28 protein-coding genes are annotated in these 25,257 nt (G+C 34.7%); 19 read left to right on the forward strand and 9 right to left on the reverse strand.

Annotated features, from left to right (window positions below):
* Window positions 1–18: 18 nt before the first annotated feature.
* The 3 genes from ACFSO7_RS03715 (at window position 19) to ACFSO7_RS03725 (ending at window position 3,078) form a co-directional block, all read left to right on the forward strand.
* On the forward strand, window positions 19–795 hold the full coding sequence (locus ACFSO7_RS03715) for a cobalamin-binding protein (RefSeq protein WP_377876432.1): 777 nt from the start codon (window positions 19–21) through the stop codon (window positions 793–795).
* 98 nt (window positions 796–893) lie between these two features.
* Window positions 894–2,147 (forward strand): NO-inducible flavohemoprotein, encoded by a 1,254-nt coding sequence (hmpA, locus tag ACFSO7_RS03720; protein WP_377875425.1) that lies wholly within the window; start codon window positions 894–896, stop codon window positions 2,145–2,147.
* Between the two features lie 112 nt (window positions 2,148–2,259).
* Entirely contained in the window at window positions 2,260–3,078 is an 819-nt protein-coding gene (locus tag ACFSO7_RS03725; protein WP_377875426.1) for an enoyl-CoA hydratase, read from the forward strand.
* A 40-nt stretch (window positions 3,079–3,118) separates the two neighbouring features.
* Here the strand turns inward: ACFSO7_RS03725 and ACFSO7_RS03730 are convergent, their stop codons facing one another.
* Window positions 3,119–3,304, reverse strand: a complete 186-nt coding sequence (locus ACFSO7_RS03730) for a YhzD family protein (protein ID WP_377875427.1) — start codon at window positions 3,302–3,304, stop codon at window positions 3,119–3,121.
* 120 nt (window positions 3,305–3,424) lie between these two features.
* Here ACFSO7_RS03730 and ACFSO7_RS03735 point away from each other — a divergent pair, with 120 nt between their 5' ends.
* From ACFSO7_RS03735 to ACFSO7_RS03745, 3 genes are all read left to right on the forward strand, one after another.
* Window positions 3,425–4,324, forward strand: coding sequence for an ABC transporter ATP-binding protein (locus ACFSO7_RS03735; RefSeq protein WP_377875428.1), 900 nt, complete (start codon window positions 3,425–3,427; stop codon window positions 4,322–4,324).
* The gene (locus ACFSO7_RS03740; RefSeq protein WP_377875429.1) at window positions 4,317–5,564 is read left to right on the forward strand and encodes an ABC transporter permease; all 1,248 of its coding nucleotides are present in this window, start codon (window positions 4,317–4,319) and stop codon (window positions 5,562–5,564) included. Before ACFSO7_RS03735 ends, ACFSO7_RS03740 begins: the two co-directional genes overlap by 8 nt.
* Window positions 5,565–5,745: 181 nt before the next feature.
* Window positions 5,746–6,807: a M42 family metallopeptidase gene (locus tag ACFSO7_RS03745; RefSeq protein WP_377875431.1), complete on the forward strand. Its 1,062-nt coding sequence runs from the start codon at window positions 5,746–5,748 to the stop codon at window positions 6,805–6,807.
* A gap of 59 nt (window positions 6,808–6,866) precedes the next feature.
* Here the strand turns inward: ACFSO7_RS03745 and ACFSO7_RS03750 are convergent, their stop codons facing one another.
* A complete protein-coding gene (locus ACFSO7_RS03750; protein ID WP_377875432.1) occupies window positions 6,867–7,331 on the reverse strand; it encodes an SRPBCC family protein in 465 nt (154 codons plus the stop codon).
* A 231-nt stretch (window positions 7,332–7,562) separates the two neighbouring features.
* On the opposite strand from ACFSO7_RS03750, the gene ACFSO7_RS03755 reads away from it, so the two are divergent.
* The 6 genes from ACFSO7_RS03755 (at window position 7,563) to ACFSO7_RS03780 (ending at window position 15,358) form a co-directional block, all read left to right on the forward strand.
* Window positions 7,563–8,117, forward strand: a complete 555-nt coding sequence (locus ACFSO7_RS03755) for an NfeD family membrane protein (protein WP_377875434.1) — start codon at window positions 7,563–7,565, stop codon at window positions 8,115–8,117.
* Window positions 8,114–9,655 carry a flotillin lipid rafts scaffold protein FloT gene (locus ACFSO7_RS03760; RefSeq protein ID WP_377875436.1) on the forward strand — a complete coding sequence of 514 codons (1,542 nt, stop codon included), beginning with the start codon at window positions 8,114–8,116 and terminating at the stop codon, window positions 9,653–9,655. Before ACFSO7_RS03755 ends, ACFSO7_RS03760 begins: the two co-directional genes overlap by 4 nt.
* 121 nt (window positions 9,656–9,776) lie before the next feature.
* The gene (locus ACFSO7_RS03765; RefSeq protein WP_377875438.1) at window positions 9,777–11,000 is read left to right on the forward strand and encodes a metallophosphoesterase family protein; all 1,224 of its coding nucleotides are present in this window, start codon (window positions 9,777–9,779) and stop codon (window positions 10,998–11,000) included.
* Window positions 11,001–11,019: 19 nt separating this feature from the next.
* Entirely contained in the window at window positions 11,020–14,007 is a 2,988-nt protein-coding gene (locus tag ACFSO7_RS03770) for an ATP-binding protein (RefSeq protein ID WP_377875440.1), read from the forward strand.
* Window positions 14,008–14,125: 118 nt separating this feature from the next.
* On the forward strand, window positions 14,126–15,070 hold the full coding sequence (yhaM, locus tag ACFSO7_RS03775) for a 3'-5' exoribonuclease YhaM (RefSeq protein WP_377875441.1): 945 nt from the start codon (window positions 14,126–14,128) through the stop codon (window positions 15,068–15,070).
* Between the two features lie 96 nt (window positions 15,071–15,166).
* Complete coding sequence (locus ACFSO7_RS03780; RefSeq protein ID WP_377875443.1) at window positions 15,167–15,358, forward strand: sporulation YhaL family protein; 192 nt, start codon at window positions 15,167–15,169, stop codon at window positions 15,356–15,358.
* Window positions 15,359–15,582: 224 nt separating this feature from the next.
* On the opposite strand, the gene ACFSO7_RS03785 is transcribed toward ACFSO7_RS03780, so the two are convergent.
* Window positions 15,583–16,434, reverse strand: coding sequence for a peptidylprolyl isomerase (locus tag ACFSO7_RS03785; protein WP_377875445.1), 852 nt, complete (start codon window positions 16,432–16,434; stop codon window positions 15,583–15,585).
* A gap of 307 nt (window positions 16,435–16,741) precedes the next feature.
* Between ACFSO7_RS03785 and ACFSO7_RS03790 the strand changes: the two genes are divergently transcribed.
* Together ACFSO7_RS03790 and ACFSO7_RS03795 are read left to right on the forward strand one after the other, a co-directional pair.
* Window positions 16,742–16,822 (forward strand): YjcZ family sporulation protein, encoded by an 81-nt coding sequence (locus ACFSO7_RS03790; RefSeq protein WP_377876434.1) that lies wholly within the window; start codon window positions 16,742–16,744, stop codon window positions 16,820–16,822.
* An 87-nt stretch (window positions 16,823–16,909) separates the two neighbouring features.
* A complete protein-coding gene (locus ACFSO7_RS03795; RefSeq protein WP_377876436.1) occupies window positions 16,910–16,993 on the forward strand; it encodes a YjcZ family sporulation protein in 84 nt (27 codons plus the stop codon).
* 72 nt (window positions 16,994–17,065) lie between these two features.
* Here ACFSO7_RS03795 and ACFSO7_RS03800 read toward each other — a convergent pair whose 3' ends face one another.
* Both ACFSO7_RS03800 and ACFSO7_RS03805 read right to left on the reverse strand, forming a co-directional pair.
* Window positions 17,066–17,251, reverse strand: coding sequence for a hypothetical protein (locus tag ACFSO7_RS03800; protein ID WP_377876438.1), 186 nt, complete (start codon window positions 17,249–17,251; stop codon window positions 17,066–17,068).
* 48 nt (window positions 17,252–17,299) lie between these two features.
* Complete coding sequence (locus ACFSO7_RS03805) at window positions 17,300–17,845, reverse strand: DUF3267 domain-containing protein (protein WP_377875447.1); 546 nt, start codon at window positions 17,843–17,845, stop codon at window positions 17,300–17,302.
* 167 nt (window positions 17,846–18,012) lie between these two features.
* Between ACFSO7_RS03805 and ACFSO7_RS03810 the strand changes: the two genes are divergently transcribed.
* Window positions 18,013–18,357 (forward strand): DUF1878 family protein, encoded by a 345-nt coding sequence (locus tag ACFSO7_RS03810; RefSeq protein ID WP_377876440.1) that lies wholly within the window; start codon window positions 18,013–18,015, stop codon window positions 18,355–18,357.
* Window position 18,358: 1 nt separating this feature from the next.
* Here the strand turns inward: ACFSO7_RS03810 and ACFSO7_RS03815 are convergent, their stop codons facing one another.
* Window positions 18,359–18,934 carry an HTH-type transcriptional regulator Hpr gene (locus ACFSO7_RS03815; RefSeq protein ID WP_377875449.1) on the reverse strand — a complete coding sequence of 192 codons (576 nt, stop codon included), beginning with the start codon at window positions 18,932–18,934 and terminating at the stop codon, window positions 18,359–18,361.
* A gap of 283 nt (window positions 18,935–19,217) precedes the next feature.
* On the opposite strand from ACFSO7_RS03815, the gene yhzF reads away from it, so the two are divergent.
* Window positions 19,218–19,409, forward strand: coding sequence for a membrane protein YhzF (gene yhzF / locus ACFSO7_RS03820; protein ID WP_377875450.1), 192 nt, complete (start codon window positions 19,218–19,220; stop codon window positions 19,407–19,409).
* 38 nt (window positions 19,410–19,447) lie between these two features.
* Here yhzF and ACFSO7_RS03825 read toward each other — a convergent pair whose 3' ends face one another.
* Window positions 19,448–19,969 (reverse strand): tryptophan transporter, encoded by a 522-nt coding sequence (locus ACFSO7_RS03825; protein ID WP_377875451.1) that lies wholly within the window; start codon window positions 19,967–19,969, stop codon window positions 19,448–19,450.
* A gap of 180 nt (window positions 19,970–20,149) precedes the next feature.
* Complete coding sequence (locus ACFSO7_RS03830; RefSeq protein WP_377875453.1) at window positions 20,150–20,569, reverse strand: HIT family protein; 420 nt, start codon at window positions 20,567–20,569, stop codon at window positions 20,150–20,152.
* 606 nt (window positions 20,570–21,175) lie between these two features.
* On the opposite strand from ACFSO7_RS03830, the gene ACFSO7_RS03835 reads away from it, so the two are divergent.
* The 3 genes from ACFSO7_RS03835 to ACFSO7_RS03845 are packed head-to-tail and all read left to right on the forward strand — an operon-like array spanning window position 21,176 to window position 23,851.
* A complete protein-coding gene (locus ACFSO7_RS03835; RefSeq protein WP_377875455.1) occupies window positions 21,176–21,916 on the forward strand; it encodes an ABC transporter ATP-binding protein in 741 nt (246 codons plus the stop codon).
* The gene (locus ACFSO7_RS03840) at window positions 21,909–23,114 is read left to right on the forward strand and encodes an ABC transporter permease (RefSeq protein WP_377875457.1); all 1,206 of its coding nucleotides are present in this window, start codon (window positions 21,909–21,911) and stop codon (window positions 23,112–23,114) included. The genes ACFSO7_RS03835 and ACFSO7_RS03840 overlap by 8 nt, the downstream gene beginning before the upstream one ends.
* A gap of 5 nt (window positions 23,115–23,119) precedes the next feature.
* Window positions 23,120–23,851 carry an EcsC family protein gene (locus tag ACFSO7_RS03845; protein ID WP_377875459.1) on the forward strand — a complete coding sequence of 244 codons (732 nt, stop codon included), beginning with the start codon at window positions 23,120–23,122 and terminating at the stop codon, window positions 23,849–23,851.
* A gap of 171 nt (window positions 23,852–24,022) precedes the next feature.
* Here the strand turns inward: ACFSO7_RS03845 and ACFSO7_RS03850 are convergent, their stop codons facing one another.
* Window positions 24,023–25,222, reverse strand: coding sequence for a M20 family metallopeptidase (locus ACFSO7_RS03850; RefSeq protein WP_377875460.1), 1,200 nt, complete (start codon window positions 25,220–25,222; stop codon window positions 24,023–24,025).
* Between the last annotated feature and the right edge of the window lie 35 nt (window positions 25,223–25,257).

Here is a 25,257-nt window from a genome sequence, read left to right on the forward strand (position 1 = left end):
AAAAGTATTAAGGGTGAATTGAAGGTCGTGTCTTTATGTCCTAGTAATACAGAGATAATGGAATACTTAGGATTAACGCACTATCTTGTTGGAGTAGATGACTTCTCGGATTGGCCAAAATCAATAGAACATTTGCCCAAATTAGGCCCTGATTTGTCAATTAATATGGAGCTTGTGCAACAATTAAATCCAGATCTAGTTTTGGCTTCTTTAAGTGTTCCAGGTATGGAGAAAAATGTTGAGGCTTTAATCGAACTTGGTATCCCTCACATCGTTTTAAATCCGCAATCATTATCAGATATTGAATCAGATCTATTGAAAACGGCAGAAGCACTTGGTTTACTTGAATATGGTATTGAGGCGGCAAAACATTTTCGTACTAGGTTAGAAAAAATCAAACAGAAACATGCATCCGCAGGAATTCGACCGTCTCTTTATTGGGAGTGGTGGCCGAAACCGATTTTTACTCCTGGGAAGCAAAACTGGTTAACGGAAATATCTGCTGCTGCAGGGGCAAGAAATTTATATGATGATGTAGATTTAGCAAGCGTTCAGACTGACTGGGAAGATGTTATAAAGAGAAATCCTGATTTTATTTGTTTAGCTTGGGTGGGAGTTCGGAAGGAAAAAGTTCAAAAAAGTAACGTAAAAAAACGAGTAGGATTTGATCAATTGGAAAACATATCAGAAGACCGAATCCTCATTCTTGAAGAAGAGCTTTATTGCCGACCATCTCCAAGATTACTTGATGGTTTAGAGAAGCTTGTGGATTTGATCCATTCTAATGAGGATTAGAAATGAAAAAAGCGGTGCTTAAATATTTGGCAGCGCTATTTTTATTTTAGGTGTGATTTATATCACTTTCTTAAAATAACATTTTGCTTATAATCACTATGGCAACGTTAGAAAGAAACATTGAAGGAGTGTTTATTTTGCTAAATCAAAAAGAAATAGAAATTGTAAAATCAACTGTACCCGTTTTAGAAGAACATGGTGAAAAGATCACAACTCGTTTTTATCAATTAATGTTTGGCAATCATCCTGAATTATTAAATATTTTTAACCACGCGAATCAAAAACAAGGTAGACAGCAAAAAGCTCTTGCAAGTACGGTTTATGCTGCTGCTAAGTACATAGACAATCTTGAAGCGATCGTACCTGTTGTTAAGCAAATTGCTCATAAACATAGAAGTTTAGGGATCTTGCCAGAACATTATCCGATTGTCGGAAAACATCTATTACTAGCTATAAAGGATGTACTTGGAGATGCTGCTACAGATGAAATAATTAATGCATGGGCTGAAGCGTATAATGTCATTGCAGATGCATTTATAAGTATCGAAGCAGAAATGTATGATGAAGCGAAAAATCAAGAAGGTGGATGGGATGGATTCCGTCGTTTCATTGTCGATAAAAAAATCATTGAAAGTGAAGTCATTACTTCATTTTACTTGAAACCAGAAGATGGTAAAGAAATTGCTCATTTTACTCCAGGACAATATATTAGTGTGAAGATGGAAATTGAAGGTGAAGAAAATACTCATATTCGTCAATATAGTCTTTCGGATGCACCAGGAAAGGGATACTATCGCATCAGTGTGAAGAAAGAGGTTAGTCCGGAGTATACAGATGGAATGGTTTCGAATTATCTCCATGATCAAGTAAATGAAGGGGATGTTTTAGAAATAAGTGCTCCAGCAGGGGACTTTGTCCTCGACATAGGAAAACAAACTCCAGTTGTATTGTTAAGTGGTGGAGTCGGTTTAACTCCAATGGTTAGTATGTTAAATACGGTTGTGGAAAATCAACCAACTAGAGATGTAACCTTTATTCATGCAGCGGCAAATGGTAAAGTCCATGCTCTAAGAGATGAAGTGGCTGGTGTAAGTGAGAAAGAAAATATCAAATCTTTTGTTTTCTATAATGATCCAACCGAAGAAGATCGAAAAAAGAAACAATTTGATGTTGAAGGTTATGTCACCCGCGAATGGTTAGGTGAAAATACTGACACAAAAGGAGCAGAATATTATTTCTGTGGACCTGTTCCATTTATGAAAGCTGTATACCAAGCATTACTCCAACTAGGTGTGGCTGAAGATCGTATCCACTATGAATTCTTCGGCCCTATGGGAAATCTGCAAGAATAATTTAACACAATAAAGCGCTGGGGGAATGTCCCCCAGCGCTTTACTGTGTTAAAGATAAATGAATGATTATTCAGAAAAAGATTACTTTTTGTTGTGATTCATTTTATAATGAATGAAGATTCAGATTTTAGGAGGGGTTTGGTTGGTGAAGGATACAACAGAATTGGTGCTGTTAAAGGTGAATAATCGAGTGGCAACAGTTGAGATGAATAGGCCAGAGGCAATGAATGCACTTAATGGTGAATTGATTAAAGGATTAATTGTTAAGCTGAAAGAAATTAGTAAATTAGCTGACATTGATATTATTATTTTGACTGGAAATGAAAAAGCTTTTTCGGCCGGTGGAGACATTAAATCGATGCTAGAGCTTAGTAATGATCAAGATTTCTATTCGATTATGGATGATATTAATGAATTGTTAATAACACTTTATAGCCTGCCTAAACTGACAGTTAGTGCGATTTCTGGGGCTGCTGCAGGTCTTGGGCTAAGTCTTGCCCTTGCAACAGATTATGTAATTGCTGATGTAGAAAGTAAATTAGCAATGAATTTTATAGGGATTGGCTTAATCCCTGATGGTGGCTCCCATTTCTTTTTAGAAAAACGTCTTGGAGAAGTTAAAGCAAAAAAGCTTATTTGGGAAGGAAAAGTCATGTCAGCTTCCTCGGCATTACAAATCGGACTTATAGATGAGGTAACAGAAGGTGAGCTGTCAGATAGTGTGAATCTAAAAGTTTCTCAGTGGCTTCATTCACCTATTAGAGCTATGCTCCAAACAAAGAAAATATTCGCAGAAAATAACATAGCCAAACTACTGCAGATTCTTGAATTAGAAAAACTAGGGCAACATAAGATGAGACAAACAAAAGACCATCTTGAAGGAATTCAAGCATTTGTTGAAAAAAGAAAACCAAATTTTATTGGGAAATAAAAAGCAGGGCTGACTCATTTGTCAGCCCTGTTCTTAAAATCTAAACATGAAATAAAACTAATTTTCCAGTTGGTGAAACACAACGATGAGTTTTATCTAATAGATTCTTCTCTTGGAGGAGTTGTTCCCCTTTTGCCTTCGCCTCTCCATCATTAGAGGCTTGAAAGGCTTCATCTAGGAGCTTTTCACCATTTGCTTCAAATGCCGTTAATTTATAGGTCTTCATTGCTAAAACCTCCATTTATGAATATTCAAATTAATATTATTTTTACATAATTTTCGAAAAAAATGAACCCTTTTTCAAAAATTAAACGTAAAGAGAGAGAAGGTAAAGGAGGAGAGACAAATGGTATTAAAAATAGAAAATGTAACCAAACGGTTTGGACAGTTTTCTGCTGTTAGTGACTTATCCTTAACAATTCCAGACAGTGAAATTTTTGGATTTCTAGGTGCAAATGGTGCTGGAAAAACAACGACTTTTCGGATGATTCTAGGACTTTTGGATGCGAATGAAGGAAAAATTACATGGGAAGGTAAAGCTATCAACTATTCGACCAGCCATTTAATCGGCTATTTACCAGAAGAAAGAGGGTTATATCCGAAACTTAAGGTTATCGACCAAGTAGTTTACTTAGCAAGATTAAGAGGTATGAATAAGAAAGAAGCTCTAAAAGAACTTAATTATTGGCTTGATCGCTTTAAAGTTCCCGAATATTTGAATAAAAAGGTAGAAGAGCTTTCAAAAGGTAATCAACAAAAGATTCAATTTATCTCAGCTGTTCTACATAAACCAAAGCTACTCATTTTAGATGAACCTTTTAGCGGGTTAGACCCTCTCAATGTTGAATTATTAAAGGAAGCGGTTCTTGATTTAAAGAAAAATGGGACAACGATTGTATTTTCTAGTCATCGAATGGAGCATGTCGAGGAACTATGTGAATTTTTATGTATCATGCATAAAGGGAAACCAGTCGTTCATGGTGAATTGAAAGAAATCAAAAGATCCTTCGGTAAGAAAAATCTAATCATTCATGCCGATTTTTCACTTGATTTTATAAAACAAATCAAAGGCATTACACGATTTAAAACAACGGCCGAGGGAGCTTATATCCAAATAGAATCCGAAGAAATATCTGCAACCATTTTAAATGAAATGGTTGGTAAAGGATTTATTCGCAAATTTGCTCTTGAAGAGCCATCTTTGAATGACATTTTTATCGAGAAAGTAGGTGCTGCTTATGAGTAAGTTCTGGATTATCCTTTTTCATACCTACGCTTCAAAAATAAAAACAAAGTCGTTTATCGTAACAACGGTAATATCTGTTGCGATACTCCTCGCTTTAACAAATATGAATCGAATCATTGATGCTTTTAATTCAAATGATGAGAAAAAAATTGCAGTCATCGATGAAACAGGTCAGTTAGTAGTTCCACTTCAAGAACAAATGAAAGCAATTGATAAAGAACTTGTAATTGAAATCTTTAAAGGTTCTGAAAGAAAAGCAGAGAAATCGATTGAAGAGGGTAATTATAAAGGTTTATTAGTGCTTTCTTATAATAAAGATCATTTGCCAGCTGCTACCTATAAAGCAAATAGTGTGGCGGATACAGAAATCTCTGGTGGCCTTGAAAGAGCACTCCAGCAATTGAAAATGATGGAAACTGCATCCCAAATCAATTTAACGATGGAACAGTTAGCAAAACTTAATGAACCTATCCAATTTGAGAAAATTGCTTTAGAAAAAGATGCTAAAACCGAAGAAGAACTTAATCAAGCCCGTGGGCTTGTCTACGTACTTTTATTTATTATTTACTTCTCTGTTATTATGTACGCAAATATGATTGCTATGGAGGTTGCAACTGAAAAGTCATCAAGGGTAATGGAAATCTTAATTTCAAGTGTTTCGCCTGTGAAGCAAATGTTTGCCAAAATATTAGGGATCGGTTTACTAAGTTTAACTCAGTTAGCCATTCAGCTTTCAGTGGGTTATTTTTCAGTTAAAAAGAACTTAAGCTCATTAGAAGGCGGATTTTTTGATGCATTTGGATTTAATAGTTTACCAATTATGACTATTATCTATGCAGTTATTTTTTTCGTATTGGGATATTTTCTTTATGCAACACTTGCAGCATTCCTTGGATCCTTAGTGAGCAGGATAGAGGATGTTCAGCAAATGATAACTCCAATGACACTCTTAGTAGTGGCAGGTTTCATGCTAGCCATGTTTGGTTTAGGCAATCCAGAGGCATCCTTTGTAAGAATTACATCATTTATTCCATTTTTTACACCTATGATTATGTTTTTACGTGTTGGAATGTTGAGCATACCAGTATGGGAGATTTCTTTAAGTATTTTCATATTAATTGGTACAATTGTATTTTTAGGCATTTTCGGTGCGAAAGTGTATCGTGGTGGAGTCCTTATGTACGGAAAATCAAATTCTTATAAGGATATTAAAAAGGCGATTCAAATTGGGAAAAAATAAATAGAAAAGTAGACAAAACGTTGAGCTATGAAATGAGTTTGACGTTTTTTCTTTTTAAAAACTTATAGACGTGAACTTATGTATTAGAATAATACAGTTGAAATCTGAAAATTCATTCATTATAATAGGGTGGAATAAATATTTCGAGTATAGAAATAAAACGTCAAGGGAGAAATGAGTAATGATTGAATTACTAAGAACGCTTACAAGTCTTTCTGGACCATGTGGCTACGAGCACTCTGTAAGTTATTATTTGAAAGAGTATTTAAGTGAAAAAGTGGATGAGGTTAAAATTGATTCTGTTGGAAATGTCATAGCTTATAAAAAAGGGAATAAAGCCGGCCCTACAGTTCTATTAACAGCACATATGGATGAGGTAGGATTCATTGTAAAAAAGATAGAAGCAAATGGCTTAATCCGTTTCGAGAAATTAGGTGGGCACGATGATCGAATATTATTGGCGCAGCCAGTTAAAGTAATGGGAGCGAACGGTGAGATTCCAGGAATGATTGGAACCATATCAGCTCATTATGCAAAGTTTGATGATCCTGCAAAAGTAAGAAAACATTCTCAACTATATATTGATATTGGGGTTAGTTCAAAAGAAGAAGTACTTGAACTTGGGATAGAAATTGGAACACCTGTGACTTGGGGGTCAGAATTTCAAGTGATTGGACTAGAAAACAAACAAAGAGTTAGGGCTAAATCTTTGGATGACCGCGCTGGGTGTGCTGTACTAGTTCAAGTGATAGAAGAACTACAACATGTTTCCTTTGCAGGCGAATTAATATTTCTATTTTCTGTTCAGGAGGAGGTTGGCTTACGTGGAGCTAAGACGGCTGCCGAACATCTTGATGCAGATGCAGCAATTGCTATTGATACAACTGCAGTAAGCGATACTCCTGAAGAAATGATGGATCAAACATTAGCTTTAGGTAATGGTACAGGAATAAAAGTAATAGATTTTAGTTTAATTGTACATAAGACTATGAAGGATTTGCTAGTTAGATTAGCTAAAGAAAAGAATATTCCATTCCAATTAGAAGTGTTTCCAGGAATCGGGACCGATGGAGGAGCTGTAAATTACGCAAACAAGGGAATCCCTACTGGTGTGCTTTCAATTCCTTCACGTTATGCCCATTCTCCTGTAGAGCTTGTGGACCTGGGAGATATCGAAGCAACAAAAGAGTTAGTAAAAGAATTTATTTTAAATCTCCATGAAGGACAATGTTTTCCGTTTTAATTTAGAAAAAACCATGACCTTAATTAATTTTGCTTTGATCATGGTTTTTTACGAAAATATTAATGAATCGCAGTTTTACTCTTTTCTTCAGCAACTTCCTTGACTCGCTCAGTAAACTGAATAACGATTTTATCGTTTGCCAGTTTGACGGCAAGTTTTACAAACCATTTTAATGGATTATTTGTTGCTGTATATTTAAATAATGTTTTATATTCATCCAGTTTTATTAATTCATAATCTGCTGTAATATCGAACATATTAGCAAGATTAAAGCCAATTTTTAACTTTTTCTTATCTTCGGTATCTAAATAGTCTAATGTTTTCACTTCATATTGTTGTGTTCTTTTCCCTTCCTGATAAACTTGCAAATAAATACTGCCGATTTTATCAGGAGTTTCTTTAATCAGTTTATTCTCAATCACCTGTGGCATGATTTTTTGCATTTCTTCAAGTGAACCGTTAAATAAGCTCCAAACCACTTCGATTGACGCGTTAATTTCTATTTCTCTTGACCATTGTTTCATCGTAAATACCTCCTCAGCTTTTTTTGTTCATTTTAACACACAAAACTAATTCAATTTAAAAAAGTTCAAAAAGTTTCCAGAGAATTGTGAAACCTTTTTCATAGATAAACGTAAATAATGTAGGAAATATATTTGGTTTAATTGAAGGAGGGAGTTAGAAATTCATTCCTTTCATTTTGGAATTATTTATCCCCATTTACGAAGACAAAACGAGTAAAAAGGTGAAAAACTATGGAGATTTTTGGATTATCTATTGAATCTTTTTATTTAACGGTACTTCTTATCGTTGGTGGAGTGACCATTCTTTATCTTTTTTTTGGTGACGCACTTGGAGGGGTATTAGAGGCAACGGGCTTTATTAACCCAACTTTAATTTTCTCATTTATTACTTTTACATCTGCTTCTGGCTATTTATTTGAAGTACTTACATCATTTAATCATTTAATCATTTTAATTATTTCAATCGCAATAGCTATTATTCTAGATATTTTGTTAAATGTTTTTGTTTTGATTCCACTTTCTTCAGCGGAGGAATCGCTCGTATATACAACGAATTCATTAAAAGGTAGAGTAGGCAAAGTGATTATCCCCATTCCTGAAGACGGTTATGGTGAGGTGGTTATTCAAAGTAATAGTGGGACGATATCAAAGTCTGCCCAAAGCTTTGAAAATCATGCCATCCCTGAAGGAGAAGAAGTGCTAGTTATTGATGTTCAAAATAGTGTTTTACAAGTATCACCCTATAAAAATTTAGAGAAATATTTACATGAGGAGGAAGCTAAATGATTGAACCAGTGTATATTATTGTGGGATTAGTTGCATTTTTGGTCCTAGCTTTTATTGCTGTTTTTATTACGAAGTATCGGACTGCTGGACCGGATGAGGCTTTAATTATCACGGGGAGCTATTTAGGAAGTAAAAATGTTCACGTAGATGAATCAGGCAATAAAATTAAAATCATCCGTGGGGGCGGTGCATTTATTTTCCCCGTATTCCAACAAGCAGAACCATTAAGCTTACTTTCTAGTAAACTAGAAGTATCAACACCAGAAGTGTATACAGAACAAGGTGTGCCAGTTATGGCGGATGGAACAGCGATTATTAAAATCGGTGGATCGATTGAAGAAATCGCAACGGCAGCTGAGCAGTTTCTAGGTAAGCCTAAGGAAGAACGAGAAAATGAAGCTCGTGAAGTACTAGAAGGTCATCTTCGTTCGATTCTTGGATCGATGACGGTGGAGGAAATTTATAAAAATCGTGACAAATTTTCTCAGGAAGTTCAAAGGGTCGCTTCACAAGATTTAGCTAAAATGGGCTTAGTCATTGTTTCTTTTACGATTAAGGATGTACGTGACAAAAATGGTTATTTAGATTCTCTTGGTAAACCTCGAATTGCTCAAGTGAAGCGTGATGCAGATATTGCAACAGCTGAAGCAGATAAAGAAACAAGAATTAAACGAGCTGAAGCAGATAAGGATGCACAAAAAGCAGAGCTAGAGCGTGCAACAGAAATTGCTGAAGCTGAAAAAGAAAATCAAATGAAAATGGCTGAGTACCGTCGGGAACAAGATGTAGCCAAAGCTCGTGCTGACCAGGCTTATGATTTGGAAACTGCTAGAGCGAAACAAGAAGTAACAGAGCAAGAGATGCAGATTAGAATTATAGAGCGTCAAAAGCAAATTGAGCTAGAAGAAAAAGAGATTTTACGTCGTGAAAAGCAATATGATTCTGAAGTGAAAAAGAAAGCTGACGCTGACCGTTATTCTGTTGAACAAGCAGCTGCAGCTGATAAAGCAAGACAATTGGCAGAAGCCGATGCGAATCGCTATCGAATTGAAGCCTTAGCTAAGGCAGAAGCTGAGAAAGTCCGAATGGATGGTTTGGCAAAAGCAGAAGCACAACGAGCACAAGGGGAATCAGAAGCAGAAATCATTCGATTGAAAGGTCTAGCAGAAGCAGAAGCGAAACAGAAAATTGCAGAAGCCTTCGAACTGTATGGTCATGCTGCAGTACTTGAAATGATTGTTAAAATGCTACCTGAATATGCGAAGCAAGTGGCAGCACCTCTTTCTAATATTGATAAGATAACTGTCGTAGATACTGGCGGTGGCAGTGGAGAAAATGGAGGCGCAAACAAAATCACAGGATATGCTACAAATCTAATGTCCACTTTACAGGAATCATTAAAAGCTTCATCAGGAATAGACGTCAAAGAATTATTAGAAAACTTCTCAGGAAAAGGCAATGTGCGTCAAAGCATCGAGCAACTTTCCGCTGAAGTAGCAAAAACAAAACCAACATCACAAACAAACGACACACTTTAACAAACTAAAGCACTGGGGGTCAGTCCCCCAGTGCTTTAGTTTGTTAAAGTTTACTATTGATAGAACGTGCATTCGCCTTTAGGGAGTGGTAAAATAATAGTAAAAGAGGGGAGAAGAGATAATGATGAAAAAAATTACATTTCTACATACGGCTGATCTTCATTTAGATAGTCCGATGGTTGGTTTAAGCCATCTCCCAGAGAAAATGTATAAGAAATTACTTAATAGCACGTTTTCTGCATTTAGAAGAGTAGTCGATACCGCCATCGAAAATCAGGTGGATTTTCTCATTATTGCTGGTGATATTTATGATGGTGAAGATAGAAGTATACGTGCACAGGTACGTTTTCGGAGTGAAATGGAACGGCTTCAGGCTGCCAACATTCCTGTTTATATAACACATGGCAATCATGACCACCTCTCAGGTTCATGGACACAAATTTCTCTTCCATCAAATGTAATAGTGTTTGGTAAGGAAGTTGAGATTCATACTTTTTTGAAAGATAATGTAACCGTTCATTTATATGGATTCAGTTATCCAACCCGTCAAGTTCTTGAAAGAAAAATTGAAGACTATCAGAAAATCTCTGGTGCCGATTTTCATATTGGAATATTGCATGGAAATGATGGAGGAAGTAGTAGTCATGGTAATTATGCTCCGTTCCATGTTCAAGACTTAGTCGAAAAACAATTTGATTATTGGGCACTAGGACATATACATAAAGGAAAAATCTTGTCAGAATCACCACCCATTGTATATCCGGGAAATATTCAGGGCAGACACCATAAGGAGGATGGACCAAAAGGCTGTTATTTGGTGTCCTTATCGGAAACTAATTATCAGCTAAGTTGGATTGAAACTACTGATATAGAGTGGAACACGGTTGAAATCGATTCCAGTCTATGTAACTCTTTTCAAGAGGTTTATCAATTATGCACCGACAAGCTGAACGAAATGAGAAACAACCATGCGAAAGGGAAATTAATCAAATTGGTTATCAACAATCTTAAAGCAATTGAAGGAAAAGATAGTTTAATAAATGGTGAACTATTAGAAATATTGCAAGAGAATGAAGTGGAAGAAGAATCATTTATTTGGGTTACTGCCATTCAATTTAAGGAAAAGCAAAATGATAAAAAGGAAACGTTAAAAAGTGAAGATGGCTTCTTTATGGAATTATATCAAATTATAGATGATTACAATCAATTGGATAAGGCTATTGAGCCTCTATACCAGCATTATTTAGCCCGTAAATACATAAGTAATTTAAACGATGAAGAGAAGAGAGAAATGTTGACTGAAGCCGAACGGATTCTAATCGACTTACTATTTGAAAAATCTTAAGATAAAGGAGACGGATGGCATGAAAATAGTAGAAATTCAAATCTATGGCTATGGAAAAATTGAAAATCAAGTCATTAAAGATTTGGACCAACTACATGTTTTTTACGGACCAAATGAAGCTGGAAAATCAACAATTATGTCATTTATTCATAGTATCCTCTTTGGATTTCCTACAAAGCAGCAAACCGAGTTAAGATATGAACCAAAAAATCATACGAAATATGGTGGGAAACTAATTATCTTGCATCCGGTAGAAGGAAAAGTAGTCATTGAAAGAGTAAAAGGGAAATCGATTGGGGATGTACTTGTAAAACTTGAGAGCGGTCATACCGGCGGAGAAGAGCTTTTATCAAAACTATTGAAAAATATGGACAAAGGAATGTACCAGTCAATTTATTCTTTCAATCTAAATGGCTTACAAAATATTCACCAATTAAAAAGTGAAGACCTTGGGAAATTCCTCTTCTCAACAGGGGCAGTTGGAACAGATAAGCTCCTTAAAGTTGAAAGTGCATTAAAAAAGGAACTTGAAAATCGCTTTAAACCAGGTGGAAAGAAGCCTATCTTGAACGAACAATTAAAGGAACTTCACGAACTTCACCAAAAACTAAAGGAAGCTGGAGAAAAAAATGATGCTTACTCTTCTCTCATACAAAAAAGACTTAGTAAAGTTGAGTCAATTGAATCCCTTCAATTAGAAATGAAAAATCTTCAACATAATATTAATCGTATGAAAGAATGGAAAAATCAATTTGCCTATGTACAAGAACTAAAAAAAATAAATCAAGATCTTGATCGTACGAAAATGTTTACCTTTCCCACAGATGGGATAAAACGTTTCGATAGCATCGTGCAACTGTTGAAACCAATGGAGGCCGTAGAACAGGCATTGCTCGATAAACAGGAAAAATTAAAACTGAAATTGTCAGAGATAGAAGTTAATGAAACATTACTTCAACTTGAAATAGAAGTGGAAGCAGCACTGACAAATACCCCCATTTATGATCAATTATCAAACGAATTAATTGATATAAAATTTCGAATCAAATCACTTCAATTAAAAATGACGGAACAAAAAGAAAAACTCCATTATTCGATAAATGATGATCAACTAGCAATGATTGATACGAGCATTTTTATGAAAGAAAAAATAGGTCAAGCTCAATTGAAATATTTCCGATTTAAGGATCAAAAACAAATGCTAGATGGTCGTTTTCTTGAGGAAAAAAATACTCTTGAGCAGTTGGAAAAGGAAATCGTTTTGCTAGAAGAACAAATACTACCTGTGAATGATAGAAATCATTTTCTTCAGCTTTTAAAAAGTGAATCCGCAAAGAATCAGGTAGAAAGTGAACTGAAAGAAGTTCAAGAGAAAATTAATTTTCATAAAGAATTAAAAAAAATCAATATTAGAGAAGCAAAAAAATTAAAAACACAATCCAGTTTTCTACTCCTCTTTATCATACTTTCAACGATATGGAGTGGAATCAATAAGGAATGGATACCACTTTTCATAGCGAGTTTTTCGCTAATAGTCTTCAGCTATTTCTTCTTTAAAAAGCCAGGGAAGAACGCAATGGATGATGAGGTTTTAAAGTCTCTTATTCAAAGAGAAAAACAATTAATGCTTGAAATGACGTCATCAAAAGAAAGTGGAGCTGAACAAGCAGCAATAAAAATTAGCATGGATGATCAATATCAAAAGCAATTACAGTTACTTAAATTACGGTTATCTCAGCAACAGCTTCGTTATGAGCAAGTGATTCTTTCCTATGAAAATTGGGAAACAGAGTCAATGAAACACAACGATTCCATAAGCGAACTGATTCAAATGTTAATGCTACCTAAGGATATTCCATTTGAAAGCTTAAATGATGCTTTTCATATCATTTCTGATTTAAAGGATTTGCAAGGTGAAATGGAAAAACTGTCAGCTCAGCAAATTCAAGTAATAGAAAGACAAAATTCAATCGTGATGCATATAAAACAACTAGCAGAATTGTTCTTACTTAATTCAAATGGGAATGTAGCAGAAACAACCATCAAACTAAAAGAGGCGCTTAAGGAAGCTCAGCAAAACAATTTACAGTTCAAAGCATTGCAACAAAAGCTAGAAGAGCTAAAGATAGAAATTGGGACAGCCTCTAAAGAAAGACAATACTTAGCTAAACAGTTGGAAGAATTATTAATTGATGTGAATGCGAAAGAAGAAGAAGAATTTCGTTTCTTGGCAAAAGAAGCGGAGAAGAGAGAGCTTCTTAAAGAGAGATCTGCCCTCATAAAAAGGCAAATCGAAATAGCGGGTTTCTCGATCACAGATTACGAAGAGTATCAAAATTTATCACAACTAGATGACCAAATAGACCACTGGGATCAAAATTATCAACAACTGGAAGGAAAATCAAATAACCTTCAAAAAGAATTGGCAGAGATAAAATTTCAAATTTCGTTTCTTGAGGAAGGTGGAACATTTACAGAGTTACTTCATCGTTATAAGCAACAGAAATATGAGCTAGAGGAACAGGCAAAAATATGGGGTACCTATGCAGTTGCGAAAAATCTTTTAACAAGAACAATCGAGAAATATAAAGTGGAAAAATTGCCAGTAATACTAAAAAAGGCGGAAGAGTATTTTACCTTTTTAACAATGGGTTCATATATTCGAATCCATCCAAAGGAAGATAGTAGTGGCTTTTTAATCGAGAGAAATGACCATACCTTTTTTGAAGCTAATGAATTAAGCCAAGCTACGATGGAACAAATATATGTATCTTTAAGATTGGCATTAGCAACAACCATTTTTGAGAAAATACATTTTCCAATCATTATTGACGATAGCTTTGTAAATTTTGATCAGCAACGAACAAAGCGGATGATCCAATTGTTAGGTGAAATTAAAGAGCATCAAATCCTCTTTTTTACTTGTCATTCTCATTTGCTTTTCTTCTTTGAAGAGAAACAAATTCTGCAATTAGAAAAAAAGGATGAGTTATTGGTTCTTAAATAATTGGTAAGAAGAAAAGGATGGAAGGCTAAAATTGTTGCCTAGCGCAAGCGTACTAGCTCTGCGCTTTTCTAATTTTAATTTATATTATAATATTGGTAGGAAGGGGAGGTCGAATTTTATGAATAAAGGATTATTACAATTTGAAGTAGGAGAACAGGTTGATCTCTTTTTATTGGTAAAAAGCTCAGTGAAGGGGATAGCAAGTAATGGTAAGCCCTTTTTAACATTGATCTTGCAAGATCAAAGTGGTGAAATGGAATCAAAGTTATGGGATGCATCTGATGAAGATGCAAAGGTCTATAGCCCAGAATGTATCGTTAAAATAAGCGGCGATATTCAAAGCTATCGCGGAAGAAATCAATTAAAAATCAGACATATTCGGCCTAGCATTCCCTCAGATTCTGTTAGTTTATCAGATTTTCTTGAAGTGGCTCCACTATCAAAAGATGAAATGACTAGCAAACTAACTCAATATATTTTTGAAATGAAGAATCCAAATATCCAAAGAATTACAAGATATTTAATAAAAAAACATCAGCAATCCTTTTTAGAATACCCTGCTGCAACGAAAAATCATCACGAATTTGTTTCCGGCTTAGCCTACCACGTTGTTAGTATGCTAGATTTAGCTAAGGCGATTGCAACTCTATATCCGAGTCTAGATAAGGATTTACTCTACGCGGGAATTATATTACATGATATGGGTAAAGTAATGGAGTTATCTGGACCGATTTCGACTACTTACACAATCGCTGGAAATTTACTTGGTCATATTACGATTATGGTAAATGAAATTGGTAAAGCTGCTGATGAACTCGAGATTTCTGGAGAAGAAGTTTTAATGTTACAACATCTTGTCTTAAGTCATCACGGAAAAGCAGAATGGGGAAGTCCTAAACCACCGCTAATAAAAGAAGCGGAAATTTTGCATTATATTGATAATCTTGATGCGAAAATGAATATGTTAGATCGAGCTCTAGAAAGAGTCAAACCAGGTGAATTTTCTGAAAGAATATTTCCATTGGAGAACCGTTCCTTTTATAAACCTACTTTTCATAAATAATGCTAGATTTTTTACTAATTTAATAGAATAAATGGGTAATATTTTGAATATGTTGATAGGGAAGGTGGACAACCTTATTTTGAAGGGAGTAAGATGATGACCATTCCTATCTGGGTAATTGCAGTATTTGTTGGCATTATGATTAGTGCTATTATGGCTGTTCGAACAGGGAAAGAAGAAAGACAGTTAGAAATGGAAAGTATAGAGCGTGAAGGTGAAATTTACATGGAACGTCTAGAAAAAGAGAGAAATCTTAGAACAAAAAACGAGCGTGAATATGAATCGTAAGAAAAAGGACTGACAATTTGTCAGTCCTTTTTCTAGTGGCTTAGGAAATTATTGATATATAAGTTGTAAATAAATCTGAAGTAGTTTTTCGTAATCCAGCTCCAGCGCCTAGCCCCTCGAGGTCAAATGTTCGCCACCCAAAAAGTCAAAGAACGACTTTCCAGGTGGCGAAGCATTTGCTTGTCGGGGCTGATCAAGGCGCTTCCGCTTTTTTTTCCTATTTTTTATTGTTTTAATTCAAGTGCATCTTTTAAGTCTTTATCTTTTATTTTCACTTTAGCATTTTTCATTTCACGATCCATTGCTTTCTGAACCGTTTCTTCGGTTACCTTTGAAGCAGTCATTTCTTTCTTTAATTCTTTCTTCATTTCTTCAAATGGTTTTTTCTCTTTTTTGTCAGTTAATTTAATGATGTGGTAGCCGTGTTCGGATTTTACTGGATTGCTGATTTCATTCATTTTTAATGCATATGCTGCTTCTTCAAATGGTGCTACCATCATTCCAGGGCCAAACCAGTCTAAATCTCCACCTTTTTGTGCAGAAAGAGTGTCAGTTGAGTATTTTTTAGCTAACTCTTCGAAATTACCGCCTTTATCTAGCTTATCTTTGATTTCTTTTGCAGTCTTCTCATCCGCCACTAAAATATGGCTTGCTCTAATTTCTGTTTTGTAGTTATCATAATATTCCTTAAGCTCTTTATCTGTAATTTTAACATCCTTAAGGGCAGCTTTTTCTTGAAGAAGACTAATTTTCATCACTTCTTTAAATTCATCTTCGTTTTTGTATCCGTAATTTGTCAGAGCTGTTTCAAAGTTCTCTCCTAATTCTGCTTTGATTTGCTCCAATCTTTCATTCAACTCTTTATCTGTCACTTTGTATTCTTTTGTTAGGACTTTCTCGTAAAGCAATTGTTGTAATGCTCGTTCACCAATTTTATCCTTCATCGCTTCGTAAAGCTCGTCCTTCGTAATATTTCCTGCTTTCGTTTCTACCACTACATCTGCATTATTTTGGCTACATGCGGATAAACCAATAACTCCAGCAGCGATGGATAGGGATATCATCCATTTTTTCATGTTGAACACTCCTAAATCTTTATTTACTATAAAATTTGTCCAGCTTCAGCGCCTAGCCCCTCGAGGTCAAATGTTCGCAATCCAAAAAGTCAAAGTACGACTTCTGGATTGCGAAGCATTTGCTTGTAGGGGCTGATCAAGGCGCTTCCGCTTTTCTATTCACTATATCACAAATGTAGAAAAGAACAAAAATAATAACTATATTGTCTTTGTCATAGTCCAGAAAATGGGCTTTTTTTTTATGCCAAATGTCTATGTCAATACATATGATGTGGTGAGGGGGATGAGGTAAAAGGAGGAATTAAAAATGGGCCGCCATAATTTTGGATTTGCTTTAATTGTTGTGTTGTTCATTTTATTAATTATTGTAGGAGCGTCAATTTGCTAAGAAAATAATTAAGGTCATGATAGATGCCTATTCGAAACAACCTTAGCTTGAATAGGATAGGTTAGAAAGATTAAAGGAGGTGTTACCATGGGTGGAAATTACGGCGGAGGCTTCGCGTTAATCGTTGTATTATTCATTTTGTTAATCATTGTAGGTGCTTCTTGGCTATAAGAAAGCAAAAAGAAACATGGAGAATTGTCTCCATGTTTCTTTTCATAAAAAGTAGCAAGGTCACTCAGCACTTTAATTAAAACTATATAGAACTTCTACATAAGAGGAAATAAGAAGAATGGTAACTAAAATATTTATGATTTGAAATACTTTTGGTTGTTTTTCTTCGGGTATTTCCTTTTGAATACATAAAGCATTGGTTAATTTGTTTATATTAAATAATATTAATATGGCAAAGATGATGAAAACGGAGATCATCAACATCAACGACTCCCTCCTTATTTAGGTTAGAATAGGCGGCATCCATTAGGAAACGGATTTAAAGACTAAAATTTCAAAGCCTTCATCATTTTCCTCAATAAAGGAATGATTTGGGGCAAAAAGGATATTTTTAGCACGAATAAAATCGGACACGCATAAGCCAATATGAAAGGAAAGTAATATAGTGAAATAATGGCTATAATTTGGAAAAAAAATAAATCCAAACGAAATGAGTAAACCGATTATAATAAAAGGAAAAAATAGTGCTAGTAAAAATGTCCATTTTCGAATAGGTTCGTGAACGCGAATATGGATAATTGGTAAAATGCTACCGTACATTTCGAAAGATTTATTGACTCGTTCCCCTAAATGCGCAATCGGTAAATAATGAAAGAGCTTATGAATTGGATACAGAAAAAAAATACTTAATAGTAATAAGAAAAAGTAATTACTTTTTAAAGGTAATTCAGTTAAATAGGTTACAGGAACATAGAGAATAATAAACGAAAATAACATCGTTAAGGAAGACAAAATAAATAGTCTTTGTGAACCGTATTGCTTAGCGATATTAATCGTTCTCCAGCAATTCATCGAATTATACCTCCATATGGAGAAAGTAGTAAGTACCCTTTAAGGGCTTAAATTAGTAAGTTTTCTTTCAAAACTTACTAAGATAATGTACGATGAAAGAAAGAAAAAATCAATATGTTTTTTTAGACAAATATTTTAGTAACTATAGTTACCTTTACATTGATGAGGTGAATCGCTTGGAAGAATCAGAAGTTATAAAACAATTAAAAGTATTACAGTATCATCAATCACTCATCGTTACGATGTTAACTAAATCCCAGGATGAATTTTATAAATTAGTCATTCAAAAAGGACTTACAGAAGATGATGTCCAAAAATTTCATTCTAAATGTGTGCACTTAAGCATTCAGCTAGAAGAACAAAAAGCGGAGGGGTTTGTATATTTTCATCCGCTTTATCTTCAATTTTTAGATTCCCTACCGAGTAATCTGACAGCGAAAGAAGTGATTCTCGCTTGTATATCTCAAAATCTATATTTGACTTTGATGACAGAATTGAAGAATTATTTGTAATTTAGACAAGTTCATGATCAGCGGATGGCTTTTTTCTAAGCATTCCCTTTTCATCGGTAAATTCAGTCTCAATATTATTAAAGGATTTCTCGAATATCTCCATAAAGTCATCCCCGTAAATATTCCGGATAATTGCCATCATTTCAATAATATCAGGGAATTTTCCATAGAGATCTCTTAATGGAAGGGCCCCTGAGAAAGCGGCATTTTTATCTGGCTCATAACTTTCCATTAATTCTAAAAAGATTTTTTCTCCCTCTTCTGTTAATTCCACATACGTGTTTCTTTTATCGTTTTCTTTCTTTGAAAATCTTAATAGTCCACGTTCTTCTAATTTTTTCGAAAAATTAAATGCTGTTGAAACGTGCATTACACCAAATTTTGCAACGTCCGAGATCGAAGCCCCTTTTAAATGGTAGGCAATCCACAAAATATGATGTTCATTAATATTTAAATCAAATGGTTTAATCCATTGCTGCCAGTCTTTTTCGATTGATTTCCATAATGCTTTGCTCAATTGGGCAATCCTTTGACTAAATAGCATTGCTTCCTTCATTGAATACAGTTTATCAGACATCCCCATTTTTCACCTACTTTATATATTTCTCTACTAACATTATGCCAATAAAACAAAAATTAATAAAGATATAAATTTACAAAATTTTTAGAAATAATCATAAAATTACAAAATACTAATAAAAAATAACTTATTATTCAAAATTCGCCAAAAAAAAATTAAATCCTTTTTTTTACTATAATTAATTATGAATGATAAATTGACTTCATATAAACAGAAGAGGTGTCATAAAATGGTGTTAATACAAGCAGGGAAAATAACTTTCATATGAGGTGGTGGAAAATTGAAGGGGATCATTTACAGTTTCTTTGGACTAAGTATCGTTTTATTTTTAGGCATGGCTCATTATTTTTTAGCTTCGCAACGCCCTGGCGCGTATCCACCAAAATATTTATTGAGAAAGAGATCAACTACACTTGCCATTGGTGGAGTTTTATTTTTATCAATTGGATTATTACTATTAATGTTTAAATAAAAAAGCCTGACCTTTAAATAAAGGTCAGGCTATATTCTTTAATTTATTTGTGTAATAAACTTCGTACGTTTTAATACCGATGTTGCAACTGGATATAAAATGACCATTGTTATCGTATTTAGTGCTGTTGCAGGTAGAACCACTGCAGCAAATAAGGCAACAAAAGGTCCTGGTAATCCAACAATGAAATAGGCAGACGTTAGGAAAATAATACCTGAAATAATTGTACCGATTGCAGTTATTATACCAACTGAAACAATGGATCGATTAAATTTCTTAAAGGCAAGGAACAATCCAAAAACAATAAAAGCTGTAAAAAACTTATCAATTATATTTGGAAATAAACCTCCAGGGAATGTAGACGTAATCCCAGAAATAATCCCTGTTACTAATCCTAAAAGCAAAACGCTCTTTTTCTCAGGGAAAAGTATAATCCCTAAAAACATCATGGTTAGCATCATATCGGGTTTCATCCCTTGAAAGATGCCAGGCACAACAGCGTGAAGCACAGCACCGATCCCAATAAGTAGGGATAGGGCAACAAGATTTTTCGTATTCATTTCTCAACTCTCCTCTGCTTTTCTATAGCTTTTTACTTTTCCAACAGTGCCCTCGTAGCCTGTTGCGAAAAGCTTGTTGTAATTATATCACGGCTTTCAACTTGTTTAAAGTGAAATTTTCAGTAAATTTTTATCTCAAATTAAATGACCCCAATCATTTAAAGTGGGGTCACATTCGGTTTATAGATGCTTGCTGATGCTAGTAGCGATTTCCTTTAAATCTTGTCCTGAGTATTGCTCTTGATGGGATTTCCAAACCGCACCAAATCCATCTCCTTTTCCATAGCGGGGAATGAGATGAAGATGGAAGTGGAATACAGATTGACCGGCATGCTCCCCATTATTATTGATGGAATTTAAACCAATCGGGTTGAATTCTGTTTTTAAAGCGTTAGCAATAGATGGGACAACTTCGTAAAGCTTAGCTGCTATTTCAGGTGTTAACTCATATAAATTTTCTTTATGTACTTTTGGTATGACTAATGTGTGACCTTTCGTTACTTGACTAATATCAAGAAAGGCAAGAACATGTTCATTTTCAAATACCTTTGCAGCAGGAATATCTCCATTAACTATTTTACAAAAAATACACTCGCTCATCGTTATCTTCCTTTCTGGTTATTCCTTGTTTTCCTATTTTATCATAACCGAGAAAAAAGATGAAAGGCAGGATCCGCTAGGAATCCCACCTTCATGAAGGGGTTAAACTGCTTCAATAAGACGTTTATTTCGGGAAGTTTTCTTTGATAAACACCTCATTTTAATGAGTTATTTTATCTTTAAGGAAACTATTACTTTGTTCAAGCTGACCATCCCCTTGATTCCTTATATGTTATCACAACTTATAAAGCGGAATGATGATCTGCGACAAACACCTCATTTTTTAAATTTAGTGTTGTAACAAGTATTTTGATGGATTAAAAAGCACTCGTGCGCAATGTAACCATCCCCTTATTTTTAAAACGTTTAGGAAGCTCTGGAATTGAAACGTAATTTGTCTTTAACAGACACCTCATTTTCAATTTAGATGATTTGCATCAAGTGGTTATCCCCTTCAAAGTTTAGAATAACCATTTTGAAAGGTTATATACCTAAAACGATAAAAGAATTTTAGAAGCTAAACAAATTGGCATTTCCTATTTTTGTGAAACCATATTTGATACAATACGTATGTATTATATAAGTTATTTAGAAAGGACGACGTTCATGTCATTGTTAGAAATAAAAGAACTTACAGGTGGATATACGAAAAAGCCAATTCTCCAAAATGTCTCCTTTACTGTAAATGAAAATGAGATCGTCGGATTAATTGGTTTAAATGGAGCGGGAAAAAGTACAACGATTAAACATATCATTGGCTTAATGGAGCCACATAAAGGCGAAATCAAAATAAATGCAAAAAGTTTTATTGAAGATAAAGAAGGCTATCGAAAACAGTTTACTTTTATACCGGAGACACCGATTCTTTACGATGAGTTAACACTTGAGGAGCATTTAGAATTAACAGCAATGGCCTATGGACTCGAAAGAAATGTGTTTAAAGAAAGAATGACTGCACTTGTTCAAGAGTTTCGGATGGCCAAAAGATTAAAATGGTTTCCGGCCCATTTTTCTAAGGGAATGAAGCAAAAAGTCATGATCATGTGTGCTTTTTTAGTACAGCCGCATCTTTACATTGTTGACGAACCTTTTGTAGGTTTAGATCCTTTAGGCATACAGTCATTATTAGATTTAATGAAGAAAATGAAAGAAAGTGGGGCGGGCATATTAATGTCAACCCATATACTAGCTACTGCTGAACGTTATTGTGATCGCTTTGTTATTTTGCATGAAGGAAAAATCCGCGCACAAGGTACATTAAAAGAATTAAGAATGCAATTTCAAATGCCTGATGCCACATTAGATGATTTGTATATTCAATTAACGAAGGAAGAAGATTATGTTTGATGTCATGAATTTGTGGTCAGAGCGTTCGAAAAAGACAGTCAAAGAATTAAGTAGGTATTTACGTTACATATTTAATGGGCATTTAATGATTGTGCTACTATTTCTCATAGGTTCTGTAACCTTTTATTATCAATCATGGGTGAAAACTTTAGATGAACAATTTCCTGCTGGACTGATCATGTCGCTTATCTTAAGCGTTTTTTTAACCTATAGTCCAATCTATACATTTTTATTAGAAGCTGATCGTGTCTTCTTATTACCTTTAGAAAATAAATTAAAGCACTATTTTTGGAAATCAGGAATGGTTAGCTTTATATTACAAGCATATATGCTAATTATGGTCCTAGCTGCTCTAATGCCTATATATGTTCAAGTTTCTAGAGCAAGCTATAAAAACTTTTTCTATTTTCTTCTGATCCTCCTTTTACTAAAAATATGGAATTTATCAACAAGATGGAGAATTCAATATTTTGTTGAAAAAAATGTACAGTTCACTGATTCGTTCGTTCGATATTGTATAAATTCTGTATTTTTGTATTTAATTTTTAATTCAGCGAATTCGATTTTACTCGTTATTCTCGGATTGGTCATGCTAGGAATGTTTTACTACTTCTATAAAAACTCATCGAAAAAAGGGCTGAAGTGGGAAGAGATTATTTTATTGGAGCAGAATCGTTTAACTGGTTTTTATCGAATTGCTAACCTTTTTACCGATGTACCTAAATTAAAAGATGTCGTTAAAAGACGTAAATGGCTGGATTGGCTTGCATATAGAATCGTATATCAGCAGGAAAATTCTCAACAATATTTATTAATGAGAACTTTTCTACGTTCAGGAGATTATTTAGGATTAGTTATTAGACTTACAGTAATTGGCTGCCTTCTAATTTATTTTTGGGACTTTGTTTATGGGAAGTTTTTATTCCTCCTTTTATTTATGTATTTAACAGGATTTCAGCTTTTGCCATTGAAGAACCATCATCAAAACTTGCTTTGGATTGACTTATATCCCATTCAGGAAAATCAACGCGAAAAAGCTTTTCAAAAAATATTGTCCACTGTCTTACTAATTCAAGGTTGCCTATTTGGTCTCGTCTTTTTAATAAAAGGGGATTGGTTATTTTTCTTAGTGGGAGTTATTGTAGCTGTCATTTTTACACTACTGTTTGTTCGTTTTTATAGTTTGAAGAAGGTGTGATGTCGGTGGATCAATTTGAATATGAACGTAAAATTTATGAAGAATTAATCTTATGGAAAAAGGAAATTACAAAGAGACCAACTGTTCTAGAACGTTTTTCCAAAAAAGCACAACAAAAGATAAATCATATCATTCCTGAAAAAGTTCATATCGCAGTCACTGAAGCGATGAAAGGGATGGTTCAGGCTACGCTTACAGGTTCAAATTTTACGACGAAGAAATCTCAAGGTGCTGGATTAACCTTATATGAAAAAGACGAAAAATTAAAGGAGAAGCTCAATACTTACCGTCGTACTGCTACGATTGAGGGAGCAGGAACCGGGGCGGCAGGCTTCTTAATGGGGCTGGCGGATTTTCCATTATTTTTGTCCATTAAGATGAAGTTTCTATTTGAAGTAGCTTCGATTTATGGGTTTGACACAAGAGATTATGAGGAAAGGCTATTTTTACTTTATGTGTTTCAATTAGCTTTTTCTAAAGATGAGGCTAAAGTTAATACATTAGAGATCATTGAAAAGTGGGAACAGGATAAAGATTCAATGAAAGAGTTAAATTGGCGAACATTTCAACAAGAGTATAGGGATTATATTGATTTAGTAAAACTGCTGCAAATGGTCCCAGGTTTTGGTGCGATTGTAGGAGCTTTTGCCAATTATCGTTTAACCGAGCATCTTGGTGAGACGGCGATGAATGCTTATCGGTTGAGACTATTATCAAAAAGAAACTTATTAGAATAATAACAAAGGCGCGACATCCTGTCGCATTGTCGACACTGGTACATCCTGTACGTCGGGGCTAGGACGCTTGCGCTTGACGCGGACTATACAAGATAAGAAGTTATCCATATCCGAGTATTTTATAGTTTAACAATAAGAAAACCAGTCAATTGACTGGTTTTCTCCTATTATTTACACTAGTACGTTATTCGCTACACTTTTTTTTTGGTATTGAAGTGCTGCTGTTCCTAGTGTTTTCGCTGCGATTAGCATAGCTTTTTCATTAATATCGAATTTTGGATGATGGTGTGGATAGCCCACATCTTCTCCGCTAGGCATAGCACCGGTAAAGAAGAAAGTGCCTGGAACATGTTGTAAATAATAGGCAAAATCTTCACCACCCATATGTGGTTCTGTTTCTTCAACGGTTTGTACTTCTGAAATCGATTTTGCACAATCAATTAGAAACTCAGTTTCCTCCTTATGGTTTACAACCGCAGGATATCCTTTTTCATAAAGATATTCATATGAGCTGTCTGAGGCAAAACATGTTCCTTTAATAATTTTTTCAATTTCTATTTCGATATCAGCCCGAACTTTTTCATTAAATGTACGAACAGTTCCAATTAATTTTGCACGGTCTGCAATGACATTAAATGCATTATCGGCAACAAAAGAGCCGACGGTTACAACGGCGGAATCAATTGGGTTTACTCTTCGGCTGACAATTTGTTGAAGATTCGTCACAAGCTGTGAGCCAATCACAATGGAATCTTTCGTTGTATGTGGTGCTGCTCCATGCCCACCTCGTCCTTGTATAGTAATTTCAAATCGATCAGCGGCAGCCATTACTGGACCAACACGATATTGGATTTTTCCAGTTGGCTCACTAGCCCACAGATGGGTTCCAAAAATAACATCGACACCTTCTAAACAACCGTCAGCAATCATTGAAACGGCTCCACCTGGAGCATATTCTTCTGCATGCTGATGGATCATTACGTAAGTACCTTCTAATTCGTCTCGATGTTCGTGTAATACTTTAGCTAGTACAAGAAGTGTAGCTGTATGTCCGTCATGTCCACATGCATGCATAACACCAGGAACTAGCGATTTATAAGGAACGTCTTTTTGATCTTGTATTGGTAATGCATCGAAATCAGCTCTAAGAGCTACAGTTTTTCCGGGTTTCGCTCCATAGACTTTGGCGACAATCCCATTTCCGCCTACATTTCCTTTTACTTCAATGCCAAGCTTTTCATAAAACGATTTTATGTAATTTGCAGTTTGTACCTCTTGGAAGGACAATTCAGGATGCTGATGCAAATAACGGCGAATCTCTACCATTTCTTCGTAATGACTATCTAAATTTTCAATCAATTCACGATGCATTTCAACACTCTCCCTAAGAATGAATTATTTTTCAT

Source organism: Bacillus sp. CGMCC 1.16607 (assembly GCF_042683745.1).
Classification (GTDB): domain Bacteria; phylum Bacillota; class Bacilli; order Bacillales; family Cytobacillaceae; genus Pseudoneobacillus.